Here is a 17,775-nt window from a genome sequence, read left to right as displayed (position 1 = left end):
GAAATTTTTCGGGGTGGGGCCTTTCCCGTCCTTTCCGATCGGAAATCTACCCAGGCGCGCGGGACCTCGCGTAGCCTGTACGCGCAGTGGTCCCGGAGTTCAGTCAGGCGTCGGACCGGTTCCTCATCGAAGGTCGCGCAGGCAGCGGCGGCATGGGGGACATTTACAAGGCGACCGACCAGCTCACGGGACAAGAGGTCGCGCTGAAGCTCCTGCGCGACAGCGCAACGCCGCAGGAGCGCGTGCGGTTCATGCGCGAGATCGCCATTCTCGCGGACCTGCGCCACCCGAACATCGTCCAGTACATCACGCACGGGACGTGGAACGACGGGCGGCTGTTCTTCGCGATGGAATGGCTCGACGGCGAGGATCTCGGCCAGCGGCAGCGGCGCGCGCCGCTCGGCATGCGCGACGCGGTGGAGGTCGTCCGGCGATCGTCGGCGGCGATGGCCGCGATCCACGCGCGGAACGTGGTTCATCGCGACCTGAAGCTCTCGAACATCTTCCTCGTCCGCGGCAAGGGCACGGCCATCAAGCTGATCGATTTCGGCGTGGTGAAGCCGCCCGTCCCCGACGAGTACCAGACCGAGCGCGGGACGATCATCGGGACGCCGCATTTCATGGCCCCCGAGCAGGCCCGCGGCGAGCCCATCGACGAGCGCGCCGACGTGTACTCGCTCGGCGCGGTGCTGTTCCGCCTGGTGACGGGACGGAACGTCTTCGAGACGGAGCACGTGATCGCGCTGCTCGGCCGCCTCGTGCTGGAAGATCCGCCGAACCCGCAGAGCATCCGCTTCGACGTGCCCGAGGCGCTCGCCGACGTGATCCTGCGCTCGGTCGCGCGAAGCCGCGAGGATAGATTCGAAAACAGCGGCGAGCTCGCCCGCGCCCTCGCCCGCGTCGGCCAGCTCAACAACGATCCGCCCGCGACCGATCGCAGCAGCGCATCGGCGGTCCGCTCCCTGCCCGGCCAGAAGCCGATCACCATCACCGACGCAGGCGCGCCGCCCGTGCCCGCCTCGCGCCCCGGATCCGCCGAGCGCCGCGTGGTCGCCTCCGTGCTCTTCGAGCTCGCCGGCGCGCGCCTCGACGCCGAGGCCGATCAAAAGCTGCGCGCCGTGCTCGGGGACGACACGCGCCTCGAACCGCTGCTCGATCAGCAGATGGTGGCCGTGCTCGGCGTGGAGCACTCGCGCGGGGACGAGGTGATGCGCGCCGCCCGCGCCGCGCTCGTCGTGACGCAAGCGCTGCCGACGGCGCGCGCCGCCGTGGCGATCGGCCTGGCGATCCGCGGCCGGGCGAACCTCGCGGGCCAGGCGCTCGAGCGCGCCGTGGGCCAGATCGAGCTCGCGAGCCCGGGCACGGTCCGCGTCGACACGCACGCCGCGAGCGCGCTCGAAGGTCGGTTCGTCCTGCAAGCCGACGCGCGCGGGGGCGTGCTGCTGCGCGAGGACACGAGCGGGTTCGTCGCGCGGCAGCTCCTCGGCCGTCCCACGCCGACCGTGGGCCGCGAGAAGGAGATCGCGCTCCTGCAAGGCATCTACGGCGAGCTCCTGGAGGACGCGACGCCGCGCGGCGCGCTCGTCCTCGGCGCCGTGGGCATCGGCAAGAGCCGCGTGCGGAGCGAGCTCGTGCAGCGGCTGGAGGTCGCGCCGGTGCGCCCGGAGCTGCTCATCTGCCGCGGCGACTCGCTCAGCCAGACGTCGAGCCTGTCCGCGCTCGGCCGCGCGCTCCGCGCCGTGATGGGCCTGCAGGACGGCGAGGCGCCGGCCGATCAGGTGGTGAAGGTGCGCCGGCACGTGGCCTCGCGCCTGCCGCCGGGACAACGCTTCGTCGCGGGGTTCTTGGGGGAGCTCGTCGGCGTGACGTTCCCCGATCAGGACGACGAGCCGCTGCGGGCCGCGCGCGCGAGCGCCGAGCTGATGCAGGCGCGCCTGCGCATGTCGCTCGAAGCGTACATCCGCGCCGAGGCGGATCGCGCGCCGCAGGTTCTCGTGCTCGAAGACGTGCACTGGGCCGACGACACGACGCTCGAAATGGTCGACTGGCTGCTCGGCTGCGCGGACCTGCGTTTCGCCGTGTTCGCCTTCGGCCGCACGGAGCTCGCCTCGCGGCTCGGCGGGCTCTGGGAGCGCCGAGCCATCACGCGCCTCTCGCTCGCGCCGCTCTCCCCGCTCGCTGCCGATCGCCTCGTCTCCGCGGCCCTGCCGGGCATGGACGCGGCCACACGGGCGAACCTCGTGAAACGCGCCGATGGCAACGCGCTTTTCTTGGAGGAGCTCGTCCGCTGCGCCGCCGAGGGCCGCAACGAGCTGCCGCTCACGGTGCAGGCCGTGGTGCAGCTCCGCCTCGATCGTATGTCCTCCAAGGTCCGCGAGGTCCTGCGCGCGGCCTCCGTCTTCGGCCAGTCGTTCTGGACCGGCGGCGTGACCGCGCTCATCGGCCGGAGCGTGGGCCTGGAGCTCTCGGAGCTCTTCGCCGCGGAGATCGTGGCCCGGCAGCCGGAGTCGCGTATCGCCGGGGAAGACGAGTGGATCTTCCGCCAGGCGCTCGTGCGGGACGCCGCGTACGAGGCGATCCTCGACGAGGATCGCGCCGCGCTGCACCTCGCCGCGGGCAACTGGCTCGAATCCGTGGGCGATGTCGACGCGGGCCTCATCGCACGGCACGCAGACGCAGGCGGCGCGCACGAGCGCGCGGCGCGGCTTTACGCGCGGGCCACGAAGCAGGCCTACACGAACGGCGCGCAGCTCGAGACGGCCCTCGAGCTCGCGAACCGCGGCCTCGCCTGCGGGGCGGCCGGCGAGGTGCGCGTGCAGCTTCTCGTCGCGCGGGCGCAGTTCTCGATCTTCATGGGCCGGCTGCTCGACGGGATCGCCGCGGCCGAGGAAGCGGCGCAGCTCGCGCGCGCCGGCTCGGACATGTGGGGCGAGGCGCAGCGGCTCGCAGCAGCCGCGCTCATCGAGTCGGGCCGCGCCGCCGAGGGAGACGATCGCGCGGCGAGGGCCCTGACGCCGCCCTACGCGAACACGCTCTCGCCGCCGATCCGCGCGAGCCTGCTCGCGGTGCGCGTCCGCGGCCTCGTCGATCGCCTGCAGCCCGGCGAGGCGATGCGCGTGGCGAACGACGCCGTCGAAGCGGCCCGCGCCTCCGGGGCCAGCGAAGCGCTCGTACGCGCCCTCGACGCGCGGCTCTTCGCGATCGCCCACATGAACGACCCTTCCGAGGTCGTCACCACGGGCGCGTCGCTCATCGAGGTCGCCGAGAGCATCAGCGACATCGCCTTCGCCACGCGCGGACGCCTGAACGTGGGCTCCGCGCTGAACCACCTCGGCATGTTCGAGGAGGCGCAGTCGATGCTGGAGCGCGCGCTCTTCGACGCCCGCGCGCGCCGCATGCGCATCCTGGAAGCCTTCGCGCTGCACAACCTCGGCATGAGCTACGCGCGCCTCGGCAACCTCGATCTCGGCATCGACCACCAGCGCCAGGCCGCCCGCATCGCCGACGAGACGAACGCCGCGCGCCTGCGGGTGAATACGCGCATCTACGAGACGATCTTCCTCGTCTGGCGCGGCGCCCCCGGCGACCTCGCCACCGCGCTGAGCCTCGCCCGCTGGGCGATCGAGGAGACACGCGCGCAGCCGGCCCTCCAGGTCCTCGCGCTCTTCGCGCTCTCCCGCGTCCAGCTCGCCCGGCGCGCCGTCGACGCCGCGGTCGAGACGGCTCGGGACGCGAACGCGCGCCTCGCCTCGGCGCCCGTCGAGGAGTGGGAAGAGGGCATCCGCGTGACGCTCGTCGAAGCTCTGCTCTCGGTCGGCGAAGACGAAGAGGCGAACGCCGTCCTCGACGCGGCCTTCACGGCCCTCACGGAGCGCGTCCGCACGATCCGCATGCCTCACCATCGCGAGGCCTTCGTTCGTCGCAACGAAGAGGTCTATCGGATCGTCCAGTATGCCTACCACCGGCTGGGCCGGTATTTTCAGGCGGGCACCTGATCGGCGCGCGACGCGCTTCTCCGCTCGAACGCGGAAGGTTCGTTCGGTAGCACGCAAGAAATCGTTGCGTCGACCCGGCTTCGGGGTTAGTCCCCCGGGGTGATGCGTGCAGATCGTACTGGTTTCGTGGGTCCTCGGCGTTCGTCTTGGCTCCAAGGGTTGCGGGCCCCCGTGCTCGCAGCCGCGCTCGTCGCAGGTGTGGGCGGGTTCTTCGCGGCGGAGGAGACGGCCGCGGCGCAGTCGAAGATCGCCGTCATCGACGTGCGTCGCGCGATGCTGGAGACCGAGAAGGGCCTGCGTGTCCAGGCGACGCTGAAGAAGCTCTTCGACAGCCGGCAGGTCGAGCTCGACGCCAAGCAGCAAAAGCTCCAGGCCGAGAAGGAAGCGCTGGAGAAGGACGCGCAGAACAAGAAGGTGTCCCAGGACCAGCTCCAGCGGCGCTTCGAGGCTCTGCAGAAGCAGGCGGCCGAGCTCCAGGCGATCGCGATGGAGTACCAGCGCGAGATGCAGCGCAAGGAGACGGAGATGACGACGCCGATCTACCAGGAGATCATCGGCATCGTGCGCCGGATCGCGGCCCAAGACGGCTTCGAGATCATCCTGGAGAAGACCGCGGTCCCCTACATGCGCGCCGATCTGGAGATCACGGATCGCGCGATCCAGATGTACAACACCGCTCAGGGCGGCGGTGACGCAGGGGGCAAACCGCCTGCGACGCAGCCGGGTAAGCCTGCCGCCCCCGCGGCGCCTGCGACGGCTCCCGCGCCCGCGCCGAAGAAGAAGTAAGCGGCTCGCCTCCAGGCGAACCCCGCAGATACGAAAGCCGGATCCGAGGCGCGAGGAGCGCAGGATCCGGCTTCGTCCGTTCGAACGTGTCGTTCAGAGGATGCGGCAGCAGAACGTCGTCGCGTTGTCCGGCGTGATCGCGCCCGTGGCCTGTCCGCCGCCGGAGACCGCGCAAGCGCCGCCGCTCGGTGGGTTCGTGATCGCCGCCTTGCGCCCGAGGATCGTCGCGAAGTTGTTCGGCAGGTTCGCGCACTGGCCGGCCGTGAAGCTCGCGAGCTCGCTGTTGCAGCCGGTGTCGCTGGAGACCTGGATCGTGGCGTCGCACGAGCTGCCCGTGGGCGAACCGCAGGTGCATGTGGTGCATGCACGCGAATCCTCGACGTCCTCGTAGAAGAGGTGCTTGTCGGCGTACTGCCCGGCGGGGCAGCTATTGTCGCCGCCCTTGAAGACGCAGACCTCGCCCAGGAACGGCAGCGGCGCGCGCGGCTGGCAAACCTCGCCCGCGCCGCATCCGCCGCCCTTGGGCGCGTTGATGCACGCCTTGCCGAGGAACGCCCAGCTCTCGAGCGGCTTGTTCGCGACGCCACCCGCGGGATCGCAGCTCCCGCCGACAATCGTGGGCTTCGGCGCGCTCACCGAGGGATTGCACGGAGCGCCGCCGCAGACCTGCTCGAGCGCATAGCCGGACTGCGCGGAGCAGGCCCCCGTCCAGTTCTGCGGAGGGTTGAAGGGGTTCGAGATCCCCGCCACCTGGCCGCAGGGTTTGTCGGAGAGGGTGATCGTGGTCGGCAACGTGCAGGTCTGGCCCGTGGGCGATCCACACGTGCAGGCCGAGCAGGTATGCGGCGGCGTGAGCAGCGTGTGGTTACCCGTGTACGTATTCGAAGCGAACGCGCCCGAACACGACGGCTCCTGCGCCTCTGCGCCCTCGAAAAGCGCGGCGAACCCCTCCCAACCGACGGGCGCTTCGGGCACGCAGGAAAACCCCGGCGTGCAATCGTCGTCCGCGCAGTCGACGAGCGTATCGCCGTCGTCGTCGGTGCCGTTCAGGCAATCCTCGGCGCCGGGCACTCCGCCCTGCCCGCCCATGCCGTCGCCGCCCTCGCCGCCCTGCCCGCCCTGCCCGCCCGAGCCGCCGCTGCCCGAAGGCTCGGGTTCGTCGAACGTGTAAGCCGGATAGAGGCACGCGGCCGGCATCGCGACCACGCCGATCCCCGCGACCAAGAGCCACGAAGCCACGCGCACGGACGAACGTGCTCGACGCGTCATCAGAACCTCCCCACGAGGCTCACGCCGCCGAGGCTCGCGCCGGGCGCGGCGCCGATGAACCGCGCGCCTCGCTCGGTCTCCGCCGAGGCCGATGGCGCCGACGACTTTTTCGAGCCCCCCGTCGCGAGCAGGATGACGCCCGTGATCAAGCTCGCGGCCCCGACGCCCACGGCCGCCTCGGCGATCCCCGTGAACAGCCGCCCTTGATCCGCGGTCGGCTTCGCCGACGGCGGGCACGACGTATCGCCGCCGCAGAGATCCTCGAGCTCGTTGATCGTCGATTGCCGCGGCCCGAAGAAGAGCGCGAGCCCGGCGCCGATGCCTGCGACGCCGATGCCCGTGAGCACGATCCCCGGGATGCTGGGCCCGCTCGACGGAGGCGGAGGCGACGGAGGAGGAGGCGACGGCGGCGGCTTCTCCTCGTTTTTCGGGCCGTCCGACGTCGCGGGCTCGTCCTTGACCACGACCTCCACGGTCTTCTTGTCGCGCTCGGGGACGTTGATCGAGTCCTTCCAGATCTCGCGGTTGCCGAGCTTCGCCACGATGTAGTGCGGGCCGGGATCGACGGGCATCTCCACGCCGACCTGCGTCGCGCCGAGCTCGGTGCCGTCGAGCTCGATGACGGCCGCCTCCGCGCCCTTGCCACGCGCGATCGTGAGCTTCGGCAGGCGCTCCTCGATGGCCGCGATCTTCGGCGTGGCCGCGGTGGCGACGTCCGCGGCCTTCTTGTCGCCCGCGGCCGCGCTCGCCGCGAGCCTGTAATTGCCGAGCGCCGAGAGCAGCTTGCCGAGCTTCTCCTCGCACTCGGCGATGTTGAAGGCGACCTGCGGGGTCATCTTCACGGCGGCGACGGCCTTGAACTTCACGAGCGCGCCGGAGCAGTTGTTCGCCGCGCTGAGCGCGATGCCCTCGCGGAAGAGCGTGCGCGCCTTGTCGAGCTCTTCTTTCGATTGTGCAGAGGCGTCCCCCTGCGAGAAGAGCGCGATCGCCGCGGCGCCGGCCATCCACGCCACGCGCGCCGCGCGACGCGCCCTTCGCTGAGACATGTTCATCGACCTCTGCTCCCGACGCCCGCGATCCCCTCGAGGCTGCGAGCGATTCGATTCTACCCGACCCCCGCGCGCGCCGGAACACCCGCGCGAACGCCGCGCGGGCTCCGCAGAGCCAAGGTCACTTCTTCGCCTTGCCGAGGTCGAGCTTGACGCGCGGCCGCCCCGTGGACGTCGTCGCCGTCGCGCTCGCCGTCGCGGTGGTCGTCGGGGCCGCGCTCGCCGTCGACGTCGCCGTCGCGCTCGCCGTCGCGGTGGTCGTCGGGGCCGCGCTCGCCGTCGACGTTGCCGTCGCGGTGGCCGTCGCCGTCGTCTTCACGGTCGTCGTGGGCGCCGTGAACTTCGTCCGCTCCCCGATCGGGATCCGATCATCGCCGAGGATGCACATCTTCGTCGTGTCGCTGGCCGTGAGCGTGTCGCAGAGCTTGTAGCCCTCGGGGCACTCGCCAGGGCCCTGGCACGTGGCCGAGCAGAAGCCGGGATCGCTCGGCGCATCGGCCTTCTTCAGGCAGAAGCCGTGGTCGCACTCCGCCGCGGTCGTACAGCTCGCGCCGACCTTCGAGCCGGCGGCCTTGCTGCACTCCAGCCCCGAGCCCGTATCCTTGGCGCGACAAACGAGCCCATCGCCGCAGTCCTTGTCGTACGTGCAGCTCTTCGTGCAGATGCTGCCCGTCGCCGCGCACTGAAGCGATGCGCAGTCCGTGTCCTTCGTGCAGGCCACGCCGAACGCCTTCTTCTCGGGTTCCTCCTGCTTCAAGAACCCACAGCCAACTGCCCCGAGACCGAGGAAGAGCGCGATCATCGCCCCGCCTCGCAGCGCCCCACCCACCATCGCCCCACGGGTCTTGCTCATGGTTCCTCTCTCGCCGCGCGAGAGCGCGGGCCGTGGGTCCGTCTACCACAGCACGGCCGCCGAGGGACAAGCTCCTGCGGCGCGCCCCGGCGGGTCCGCTATGATGCGTGCCCGATGACCTCCTTCTTCCAGGGCCCTCCCCCGCCGCCCGACGGCGCCTTCGCCGCCTCCGCCCAAGACCCCGTGCCCTCGCGCGTCCGCGTCGAGGACGACCGGACGGGCATGCACCCCGCCGCCCTCCGCCGTGCGTTCACCGACCACGTGCAGTTCTCGCGCGCCCGCGACTTCGAGGCCGCGACGAGCTTCGACCGCTTCGTCGCGCTCTCGCTCGCCGTCCGCGATCGCCTCGTGGAGCGCTGGTCGCAGACGCAACGCACGTACTACGAGAAGGACGTCAAGCGCGCCTACTACCTCTCGGCCGAGTTCCTCCTCGGCCGCGCGCTCCAGTCGAACCTGCAGGCCCTCGGCGTCGAGGAGACCTACCGCACGGTCCTGAAGGAGCTCGGGATCGACCTCGACGAGATGATGGAGCTCGAGCACGACGCGGGCCTCGGCAACGGCGGCCTCGGGCGGCTCGCCGCCTGCATCCTCGAATCAATGGCCACGCTGGAGCTGCCTGGCCAGGGCTACGGCATCCGGTACGAGTTCGGCATTTTCGAGCAAATCATCCGCGACGGCGCGCAGGTCGAGCGCGCCGACGAGTGGCTCAAATTCGGCAATCCCTGGGAAATCGAGCGGCCCGAATACGCGGTCACCGTCGGCTTCGGCGGCCGCACCGAGATGGTCCAAGACGGCCGCGGCGGCTACCGCGTCCTCTGGAACCCGGCCGATCACGTGCTCGGCGTCCCTTACGACACGCCCATCGCGGGCCACGGCTCGGGCACGGTGAACACGCTGCGGCTCTGGGCGGCCCGCGCCCACGAGGACTTCGACTTCGGCCTCTTCAACGCCGGCGACTACGTGAGCGCGGTCCAGCAGAAGAACGCCTCCGAGGTCATCTCCAAGGTCCTCTACCCGAACGACAACTTCGACAAGGGCAAGGAGCTCAGGCTCCGGCAGGAGTACTTCTTCGTCGCCTGCTCGATCCACGACATCGTCTGGCGCTACACGAAGACGCACGACGACTTCTCGAAGTTCGGCGACAAGGTCGCGATCCAGCTCAACGACACGCACCCGGCGATCGCGATCGCCGAGCTCATGCGCGTGCTCGTCGACGAGCACGCCCTCTCCTGGGACGAGGCCTGGACGCAGACCGTGCGGGCCTTCGGCTACACGAACCACACGCTCCTGCCCGAGGCGCTCGAGCGCTGGCCCGTCGCGCTCTTCGAGCGCATCCTGCCGCGCCACCTGGAGATCATTCAGGAGATCAACCGGCGCCTGCTCCGCGCGGTGACCGTCGCCTTCCCCTACGATCAAGGCCGCGCCCGGCGCATGAGCATCTTCGAGGAGGGCCCCGAGCGGATGGTCCGCATGGCGCACCTCGCGGTCATCGGCTCGCACTCGGTCAATGGCGTCGCCAAGCTCCACAGCGAGCTCGTGCGCACCTCGCTCTTCCGCGACTTCCACGAGTTCTGGCCCGAGCGCTTCAGCAACAAGACGAACGGCGTCACGCCGCGCCGCTGGCTCTTCGCCTGCAACCCCAAGCTCTCCCGGCTCATCACCTCCCGCATCGGCCCGCGCTTCGTCACCGAGCTCGAGCGCCTCGCCGAGCTCGAGCCCGCCGTGGACGACCCGTCGTTCCTCGCGGAGCTCCGCGCGATCAAGCGCGCGAACAAGGAAGCGCTTGCCCGCATCGTCAAGCGCGATCTCGGCTTCGACGTCGACGTCCGCGCGATCTTCGACGTCCAGATCAAGCGCCTGCACGAATACAAGCGCCAGCTCTTGAACGCGCTCCACATCGTCACGCTCTACCTGCGCGCCAAGCGCGGCGAGCGCGTGCACCCGCGGCTCTTCATCTTCGGCGCCAAGGCCGCGCCCGGGTATCGGCAGGCCAAGCTCATCATCAAGTTGATCCACGCCATCGCCTCCGTCGTGAACGGCGACAGCCGCGTCCCCGAGCTCAAGGTCGCCTTCCTGCCGAACTACCGCGTCTCGCTCGCCGAGAAGATCATCCCGGCGGCCGACCTCTCCGAGCAGATCTCGACGGCCGGCATGGAGGCCTCCGGCACCGGCAACATGAAGCTCGCGATGAACGGCGCGCTCACGATTGGCACCTACGACGGCGCCAACATCGAGATCCGCGAGGCCGTCGGGGCCGAAAACTTCTTCCTCTTCGGGCTCACGGCCGAGGAGGTCGAGGCGCGCCTCGCTTCGGGCGTGCCCGGCCGCGCCGTGTACGAGGCCGATCCCGAGCTGCGCGAGGCGATCGACTTCATCCGCTCTGGCTTCTTTTCGCCGGACGAGCCCGACGCTTTCCACCCCCTCGTCGACGAGCTGCTCGGCCGCGACCGATACCTCGTGATGAGCGATTTCCGCGCGTATGCCGACGCGCAGAAGGTCGTCGAGCGGGCGTTCCTCGACGAGGAGGGCTGGTCGCGCAAGGCGGCCCTCAACATCGCGCGGGTCGGCAGCTTCTCGTCGGACCGCACGGTGCGCGAATACGCGAATGAAATCTGGCAGATCGAGCCCTGCCCCATCCGCCTCGTCCCCGAGGATTCTGCCGCCGAGTAGGGCCCCTCTGCCCGCTGCGCCCCGAGCATATCGATTCCCGGCGCGCGACCACCGGCGCGCCGGGCCCTGGCTTGCTAGTCTGTTCGGCCCCCCGAGACGTATGGCGAACGATCCGCGTGAACGAGAGGACCACGAAGGCGATCTCGCGACCCAGAAGAAGCGCAAGGTCGAGAAGGTCCGCCGCTACAAGGTCCTCCTCCACAACGACAACTACACGACGATGGAGTTCGTCGTTCTCGTGCTCGTGAAGTTCTTTCACAGGACCGACACGGAAGCGACACACATCATGCTCAGCGTGCACCACAAGGGCAGCGGCGTCGCGGGCGTCTACACCAAGGATGTCGCCGAGACGAAGGTCACCCAGGTGCAGAGCTTCGCGAGGCAACACGGCATGCCCCTCCGGCTTTCGGCCGAACCCGAGTAGGAACCATGAAGATCAGCCCCGAGGTCGAGATCGCCTTCAAGCTGGCCACGCACGAGGCCATCCGCCGACGGCACGAGTACGTGACCGTCGAGCACCTTCTCTACGCGCTCACGTTCGACGAGGAGACGGCGAACGTGATCCGCAAGGCGGGCGGAGATCTACCGAAGCTGAAGAAGCTCCTGGTGCGCTTCCTCGAAGAAGAGATCGAGGCCTTGCCCGAGCACGTCGAGTCCGAGCCCGTCGTCTCGCTCGGCTTTCAGAACGTCGTGGGCCGCGCGGCCGTGCACGTCCAAAACACGAACCAGAAGGAGCTCAAGGGCGCGAACGTCCTCGTCGCGGTCTTCTCCGAGCGTGAGTCGCCCGCGGTGCAGATGCTCCGTGAGTGCGACGTGCAGCGCCTCGACGTGGTGAACTTCCTGTCGCACGGCATCGCGAAGGAAGGCGAGGACGACGAGATCGGCCCGGAGGACGCGACCGAGGGCGCAGACGCCGCCGAGGCCGAGGGCGAAGGCCGCGAGAGCCGCCGCGATCCGCTCGCCTCGTTCACCGTGAACCTGAACAAGGAAGCGGAGAGCGGGCGCATCGATCCGCTGGTCGGCCGGACGATCGAACTCGAACGCACGATTCAGGTCCTCGCGCGCCGCCGCAAGAACAACCCCTTGCTCATCGGCGACGCCGGCGTCGGCAAGACCGCCATCGCCGAGGGCCTCGCCATGAAGATCGTCAAGGGCGACGTCCCGCAGGCGATCAAGGGCGCGACGATCTACGCGCTCGACATGGGCGCGCTCATCGCCGGCACGCGTTACCGCGGCGACTTCGAGAACCGGCTGAAGGGCGTGCTCAAGGCCCTCGAAAAGCAGCCGGGCGCGATCCTGTTCATCGACGAGATCCACACGATCATCGGCGCCGGCGCCGCGAGCGGAGGCACGATGGACGCCTCGAACCTGCTCAAGCCCGCGCTCGCCTCCGGCCGCCTGCGTTGCATCGGCGCGACGACCTTCCAGGAGTACCGCGGGCACCTCGAGCGCGACAGCGCCCTCGCGCGCCGCTTCCAGCGCATCGAGATCAACGAGCCCTCGGTCGACGAGACGCGCCAGATCCTCGAAGGCCTGCGCAAGCACTACGAGGAGTTCCACAAGGTCCGCTTCACGGACGCCGCGCTCGAAGCGGCCGCGAAGCTCAGCGACCGCTACCTCCGGGATCGGCGCTTGCCCGACAAGGCGATCGATCTGCTCGATGAGGCCGGCGCCGCGGCGCGCCTCGCCCACGGCGAGGGCTACACGGTCGACGTCTCCGACATCGAGATCGTCGTCGCGAAGATGGCGCAGATCCCGCCGCGCCAGGTCTCGACCTCGGATCGCGCGCAGCTCAAGGATCTGCAGAAGGAGCTCGAAGGCGTGGTCTTCGGCCAGGCCGAGGCCGTCTCGCAGCTCGCGAGCGCCATCAAGCTCTCGCGCGCGGGCCTGCGCTCGCCGGAGAAGCCGATCGGCTCGTTCCTCTTCACGGGCCCGACGGGCGTCGGCAAGACCGAGCTCGCCAAGCAGCTCGCGAAGGTCATGGGGATCGAGTTCCTCCGCTTCGACATGAGCGAGTACCAGGAGCGGCACACGGTCTCGCGCCTCATCGGCGCGCCGCCTGGCTACGTCGGCTTCGATCGCGGCGGCCTGCTCACCGAGGCGATCGCGAAGACGCCGCACGCCGTGCTCCTGCTCGACGAGATCGAGAAGGCGCACCCGGACATCTTCCAGGTGCTCCTGCAGGTCATGGACCACGGCACGCTCACGGACAACAACGGCAAGAAGAGCTCCTTCCGGCACGTCGTGCTCATCATGACGAGCAACGTCGGCGCCCGGGAGCTCACGCAGACGCGCCTCGGCTTCGGCGAGCGCGGCAACGTGGGCGACGACGATCGCGCCTTCAAGAACGTGTTCAGCCCGGAGTTCAGGAACCGCCTCGACGCGCGCATCATGTTCAAGCCGCTCGATCCGAGCGTCATGGGCAGCATCGTCGACAAGTTCATCCGCGAGATCGAAGCGCTCGTGGGCGACAAGGGCGTGACCATCCAGGTCACCGACGCGGCGCGCGATTACCTCGCGAAGAAGGGCTACGATCCGGCCTTCGGCGCGCGCCCGCTCGGTCGTGTCATCGAGCGCGAGCTCAAGCCTCGGCTCGGCGACGAGATCCTCTTCGGCGAGCTCGAGCACGGCGGAAAGGCCGTGGTCGACCTGAAGGACGACGCGCTCTCGTTCTCGTTCCTCCCGAACGAGCCGCCGGCCGACGAGAAGAAGGTCGAGCCGCCGAAGGAGACCGAAGCCACGGCCCAGGCCTGACGCGAACCGGCGCGGGCGAACGAAGCGGGGGCTCTTCCCACGGGAGGAGCCCCCGTGTTCGTTTCAGTTCAGCGAATACGGCATCGCGAGCGTGAACTCTGCGATCTCGGCGTCGAACGCGGGGCCGCCGCGCTCGGGGTACATCTGGTAGGTGCCGCGCATCGAGCCACGCGGCGTCTCGAGCACACAGCCGCTCGTGTACTCGAAGTGCTCTCCAGGCCGGAGGGTCGGCTGCTTGCCGACGACGCCGGGGCCTCGGACTTCTTCGACCTTTCCGTTTCCGTCGGTGATGATCCAGTGCCGGGTGCGGAGCTGCGCGGTCTCGCTGCCCTCGTTCGAGATGCGCACCGTGTAGGCGAATACGTAACGCCTCGCGCTCGGCATGGATTGCGACGGCACGTACACGGTCGTGACGTAGACGCGGATTCCGTTCGTGATGGCGGTGGACACGTTCCTGCCGTGCCACGCGCCCGCGCCGTCCACAAGGGGACTTTCGGAGGTGACGGAAAGCCGGGCCGTGTTGACAGCTCTCATGCTCGTCCGCACGTTCCCCGAACCGTGAACGACAACGACGACCATTCAGGCGAGAGAGCTGTTCCGGCGCAGGCTTCGTCCCTCCCCTCCCTCTCCTCGCCTTTCGCGGGGGTCACGGGAGCCGCGTCGCCCCCGGCGCCGGGGGGGCTCGTGCCGGTCGACCCGCTCCCGGGCCTCACGGCCATCGGCCCGGTGCACGAGCGCAAGGCGCGGGATTGGTCGCTCGTCCTGCAGTCGATGTCGGTCTGGCACATGATGCGCTGGACGTTCCGGGGCTGGGTCCTCGTCGTGCGGGACGAGGATTACGATCACGCGTCGAGCTCGATCGATCGGTACGAGGCCGAGAACCGGGATTGGCCGCCGCAAAAGGTCCGCGAGCGGCCGCGGCACGCGCCCTCGATCATCGCGCCGCTCCTCTTTGCCGCGCTCGCCCTGTTTTTCGTGGTCACGGGTCCCGTCGCGCACAACTCGTTCTGGTTCCAGCGCGGCCGCGCCGAGAGCAACCTCGTCCTCGGCGCGGAGCCTTGGCGCGCGCTGACGGCGCTCACGCTGCACGCGGACTCGTCGCACGTGATCGGCAACGTCATTTCGGGCGCGATCTTCGCGTCGGCCGTGCAACGCAGGCTCGGCCCGGGCGGCGCGGCGCTCGCGATCCTCACGGCGGGCACGCTCGGCAACGTCGCGAACGCGGTCGCGTATCACACGATGGGCCACGACGTGCATCGCTCGATCGGCGCGTCGACGGCGGTCTTTGGGGCGATCGGGCTGCTCGCGGCCACGCAGCTCGCGCTCGACCGGGATCACGCGGCGGGGCGCAAGCGCACGATGCAGGAGATCGCGGCGCCCATCATCGGCGGACTCGCGCTCCTCGGCGCGCTCGGCGCGAGCCCGCAATCCGATCTCGGCGCGCATTTCTTCGGGTTTGTCGCAGGCGTGGTGGTGGGCCTCGGCGCGGCGCTCGTCGTACGCAGGACCCGGCCTTCGCCGCGGCCGTGGCTCCAGGCGGGGCTGCTCGGGGCCACGATCGCGCTCCTGCTCGGCGCGTGGCGCCTGGCCCTGCCGTACCGGCTCGTCTGGCCGTTCTGAGTCGGATCAGTCGACGGGCCAGAGCCCGACCGTGCCGCCGACCCAGGTGAGATCCTTGTTCTGATCGACGCCGAGCATCTTGCCGCGCGAGAGCCGCACGAGGTTCAGCACGAGCTGGGGCGCGGGCTCGTCGGGCGCGCGCAGGAACATCATCCGCACCTCGCCCTTCACGCCCGAGCCGTCGGGCATCGGCAGCGCGGGCTCGTACTGGATCTTCTCCTGCAAGAGCCAGCCGTGCCGATCCGACGCCGGGATCGCCGCGATGTCTTCCTTCGTCGGATCCACCTTCACGCCCGCGCCCGCGAACGAGAAGAGCGGCTTCAGCACGTAGCGCTCGAGATCGTGCGGGATCTCCTCGAGCTCCGAGAGGTACCGCGCGCGGGGCACAGCCGGGTGATCGATGTACGGCAGCGTGTACTTCGACCACGTCCAGTACCAGTTCGGGTGCGAGCACCACGTGATGTCGAGCTCCTCGGTGTAGCGGAACGGCAGCTCGATCTTGCGCGCCTCGAGCTCGTCGAAGACCACGCGGTTGTAGATGCGGCGCACCTGCACGAGCTTGCCGTTCACCTTGCGGAAGAGCCTCCGCCCCTCGCGCACGAGCGCGGTCGGGCAGACGGCGTCGACGCCGACGAGCTCCTTCGTCGCGAGGAAGTCCGGGTAGGTCTTCTGGTTCGGCGGATCGATGTCGAGCAGCACGACGTTCGCCGGATCCTCGTCCGCGAGCACGGCCTTGCGCAGCCGCGCGACGAACGCGTCGCGATCGAGCCCGCCGAAGAAGATCGACCATTTTCGATCGAGCCCCGGCATCGTGCGCATCACGTCGGCCATGACCTCGCTCTGCAGCACCATGAGCGCGTAGAGCGAGGGGAAGGCCTGCAGCTCGACCACGCGCCCTTCGAGCTCTCCGCTCGGCCCGCGCACGATCGCGAAGTCGACCTGCACGCAGTTCGGCAAGGGGTCCATCCCCGGCGCGTCGAGGTGCGCGGGGATCGCGCGCTTCATCGTCTCGATCACGTTCGGCCGCGAAATCTGCTGCACGATCTCGGTCGCGGATTTCGCGAGATACGCGCGCAGCCCCTCGGGCAAGAAGAGCGGCGTCTCGGCCACGCGGAAGGGGATCTTCGAGCCGACCCTGCGCTCCAGGCGATCGAGGTAATCCGCGTAGGTGTTGGGTCCGAAGGCTGCGTTGTAGGCGCGGCGAAAGGCGGGATCCATGCGCTCTCTTTGGTAGCACGAGCGGGGTGCGTCGCGGCAGGGGATGGATCCCGAGGCGCGTCGGGTGCTAACGTCCCCCCGTGCTCACCCGACGATCCATCACGGCCCTCGGGGTCGTGATCCTTTCGCTCTCGGCGACGGCGTGTTCGTCCCTGACGCGGCCCGACGAGATCACCATCAAGGCTGAACCCGCGGCGGCTCCCGCGCCCCCGCCTGCTCCGGCGGCACCTGCCGGGCAGCCCGGCGCTGCGGCGGCCCCTGCGCCTGGTGGAGGTGGTTGAGGCGATTGACGAGGCTCCGGTCTGGAGCCTGAAATTCCCTGCCTCGAACCCCGCCCTCCGCCCCGCGACATTTCGCATGCGCTAGGCACGAGTTCGCTCGTGTCGACCGGAACGGACGGTACCCCGTGACATCCCTGCCCTCGCTCCACGAGACCCCTGAGCACGCCCGGCTGCGGGACGAGATCCGCCGCTTCGCGAGCCGCGAGATCGCGCCCTTCGCCCATGCCTGGGAGGAGGCAAACGAGTTCCCCCGCGAGCTCTACGAGAAGGCCAGCCGCGCCGGCTTGCTCGGCATCGGGTATCCCGAGGCCTACGGCGGATCCGGCGGGGATCTCTCGCACGCAATCGCCGCGACCGAGGAGATGATCACCGCCGGCACGTCCGTGGGCACCGCCGTCGGCCTGGGCAGCCACGCGATCGCGCTCCCGCCGATCCTGAACTTCGGCACCGACGCGCAGAAGCAGCGGTTCCTCCCGCCCGTGCTCGCGGGCGAGAAGATCGCGGCGCTCGCGATCACCGAGCCCGGCGGCGGCAGCGACGTCGCCTCGCTCGCGACGCGCGCGATCAAGGACGGCGATCATTACGTCGTCACGGGCGCCAAGACGTTCATCACCTCGGGGTGCCGCGCCGACTTCGTGACGACCGCCGTGCGCACGGGCGGCGAAGGGCACGGCGGGATCTCGCTGCTCGTGATCGAGCGCGGGATGCCCGGTTTTTCCGTGGGCAAGAAGCTCGCGAAGATGGGCTGGTGGGCCTCGGACACGGCCGAGCTCGTCTTCGACGGTTGCCGCGTTCCGCGGGACAACCTCATCGGCGAGGAGAACGCCGGGTTCATCCCGATCATGACGAACTTCGCCGTCGAGCGCCTGCTCCTCGCCGGCAACTGCGTGGCGATCGCCTCGCTCGCGTACGACGAGGCCGTGCGCTACGCGCGCGAGCGGCGCGCCTTCGGCAAGCCGATCATGGGCTTTCAGGTGCTTCGCCACAAGCTCGCGAACATGGCGACGCGGATCGCGGCGGCGCGCGCCCTCATGAACGACGTCGTCGCGCGCTACCTGCGCGGCGACATGGTCACGGGGCTCGCCGCGATGGCGAAGAACACCGCGACGGACGCTTGCTCGTTCGTCTGCGACGAGGCCGTGCAGATCTTCGGCGGCCACGGCTACATGCGCGAGACGCTCGTCGAGCGCCTCTACCGCGACGCGCGGCTCTACCCGATCGGCGGCGGCACGCGCGAGATCATGAACGAGATCATCTGCAAGACGGAGGGCTACTAGCCA

General features: G+C 69.7%; 13 protein-coding genes. 8 read left to right on the top strand and 5 right to left on the bottom strand.

Annotation, left to right across the window (positions count from 1 at the left end):
- The first annotated feature begins 86 nt into the window (after positions 1-86).
- A complete protein-coding gene (locus QHF89_RS12640) occupies positions 87-3,995 on the top strand; it encodes a serine/threonine-protein kinase (RefSeq protein ID WP_136968602.1) in 3,909 nt (1,302 codons plus the stop codon).
- 171 nt (positions 3,996-4,166) lie between these two features.
- A complete protein-coding gene (locus tag QHF89_RS12635; RefSeq protein WP_284720418.1) occupies positions 4,167-4,781 on the top strand; it encodes an OmpH/Skp family outer membrane protein in 615 nt (204 codons plus the stop codon).
- A 93-nt stretch (positions 4,782-4,874) separates the two neighbouring features.
- Here the strand turns inward: QHF89_RS12635 and QHF89_RS12630 are convergent, their stop codons facing one another.
- From QHF89_RS12630 to QHF89_RS12620, 3 genes are all read right to left on the bottom strand, one after another.
- On the bottom strand, positions 4,875-6,050 hold the full coding sequence (locus tag QHF89_RS12630; protein WP_284720417.1) for a hypothetical protein: 1,176 nt from the start codon (positions 6,048-6,050) through the stop codon (positions 4,875-4,877).
- Entirely contained in the window at positions 6,050-7,102 is a 1,053-nt protein-coding gene (locus QHF89_RS12625) for a hypothetical protein (RefSeq protein WP_284720416.1), read from the bottom strand. Before QHF89_RS12625 ends, QHF89_RS12630 begins: the two co-directional genes overlap by 1 nt.
- 118 nt (positions 7,103-7,220) lie before the next feature.
- A complete protein-coding gene (locus QHF89_RS12620; protein WP_136968599.1) occupies positions 7,221-7,952 on the bottom strand; it encodes a hypothetical protein in 732 nt (243 codons plus the stop codon).
- Between the two features lie 114 nt (positions 7,953-8,066).
- Here QHF89_RS12620 and QHF89_RS12615 point away from each other — a divergent pair, with 114 nt between their 5' ends.
- From QHF89_RS12615 to clpA, 3 genes are all read left to right on the top strand, one after another.
- Positions 8,067-10,622, top strand: a complete 2,556-nt coding sequence (locus QHF89_RS12615) for a glycogen/starch/alpha-glucan phosphorylase (protein WP_136968598.1) — start codon at positions 8,067-8,069, stop codon at positions 10,620-10,622.
- Between the two features lie 100 nt (positions 10,623-10,722).
- Complete coding sequence (gene clpS / locus QHF89_RS12610) at positions 10,723-11,046, top strand: ATP-dependent Clp protease adapter ClpS (protein ID WP_136934609.1); 324 nt, start codon at positions 10,723-10,725, stop codon at positions 11,044-11,046.
- Between the two features lie 5 nt (positions 11,047-11,051).
- Entirely contained in the window at positions 11,052-13,376 is a 2,325-nt protein-coding gene (clpA, locus tag QHF89_RS12605) for an ATP-dependent Clp protease ATP-binding subunit ClpA (RefSeq protein WP_136968597.1), read from the top strand.
- Between the two features lie 63 nt (positions 13,377-13,439).
- Here the strand turns inward: clpA and apaG are convergent, their stop codons facing one another.
- Positions 13,440-13,826: a Co2+/Mg2+ efflux protein ApaG gene (gene apaG, locus QHF89_RS12600; RefSeq protein WP_284720415.1), complete on the bottom strand. Its 387-nt coding sequence runs from the start codon at positions 13,824-13,826 to the stop codon at positions 13,440-13,442.
- Positions 13,827-14,060: 234 nt separating this feature from the next.
- Between apaG and QHF89_RS12595 the strand changes: the two genes are divergently transcribed.
- Positions 14,061-14,996: a rhomboid family intramembrane serine protease gene (locus QHF89_RS12595; protein WP_284720414.1), complete on the top strand. Its 936-nt coding sequence runs from the start codon at positions 14,061-14,063 to the stop codon at positions 14,994-14,996.
- 6 nt (positions 14,997-15,002) lie between these two features.
- On the opposite strand, the gene QHF89_RS12590 is transcribed toward QHF89_RS12595, so the two are convergent.
- On the bottom strand, positions 15,003-16,214 hold the full coding sequence (locus QHF89_RS12590; protein ID WP_136934606.1) for a hypothetical protein: 1,212 nt from the start codon (positions 16,212-16,214) through the stop codon (positions 15,003-15,005).
- An 80-nt stretch (positions 16,215-16,294) separates the two neighbouring features.
- Here QHF89_RS12590 and QHF89_RS12585 point away from each other — a divergent pair, with 80 nt between their 5' ends.
- Together QHF89_RS12585 and QHF89_RS12580 are read left to right on the top strand one after the other, a co-directional pair.
- A complete protein-coding gene (locus QHF89_RS12585; protein ID WP_136968595.1) occupies positions 16,295-16,495 on the top strand; it encodes a hypothetical protein in 201 nt (66 codons plus the stop codon).
- Between the two features lie 125 nt (positions 16,496-16,620).
- Positions 16,621-17,772, top strand: a complete 1,152-nt coding sequence (locus tag QHF89_RS12580) for an acyl-CoA dehydrogenase family protein (RefSeq protein WP_136934604.1) — start codon at positions 16,621-16,623, stop codon at positions 17,770-17,772.
- Positions 17,773-17,775: the final 3 nt, after the last annotated feature.

It is taken from the genome of Polyangium sorediatum (genome assembly GCF_029946465.1).
GTDB lineage: Bacteria > Myxococcota_A > Polyangia > Polyangiales > Polyangiaceae > Polyangium > Polyangium fumosum.
This window is presented reverse-complemented; position numbering and strand designations above follow the sequence as displayed.

What these genes read in the sequence shown, in the direction of transcription:
- QHF89_RS12590 (WP_136934606.1), bottom strand. Translation starts at nt 16,214, where the DNA reads ATGGATCCCGCCTTTCGCCGCGCCTACAACGCAGCCTTCGGACCCAAC.
- QHF89_RS12625 (WP_284720416.1), bottom strand. Translation starts at nt 7,102, where the DNA reads ATGAACATGTCTCAGCGAAGGGCGCGTCGCGCGGCGCGCGTGGCGTGG.
- QHF89_RS12630 (WP_284720417.1), bottom strand. Translation starts at nt 6,050, where the DNA reads ATGACGCGTCGAGCACGTTCGTCCGTGCGCGTGGCTTCGTGGCTCTTG.
- clpS (WP_136934609.1), top strand. Translation starts at nt 10,723, where the DNA reads ATGGCGAACGATCCGCGTGAACGAGAGGACCACGAAGGCGATCTCGCG.
- QHF89_RS12615 (WP_136968598.1), top strand. Translation starts at nt 8,067, where the DNA reads ATGACCTCCTTCTTCCAGGGCCCTCCCCCGCCGCCCGACGGCGCCTTC.
- QHF89_RS12620 (WP_136968599.1), bottom strand. Translation starts at nt 7,952, where the DNA reads ATGAGCAAGACCCGTGGGGCGATGGTGGGTGGGGCGCTGCGAGGCGGG.
- clpA (WP_136968597.1), top strand. Translation starts at nt 11,052, where the DNA reads ATGAAGATCAGCCCCGAGGTCGAGATCGCCTTCAAGCTGGCCACGCAC.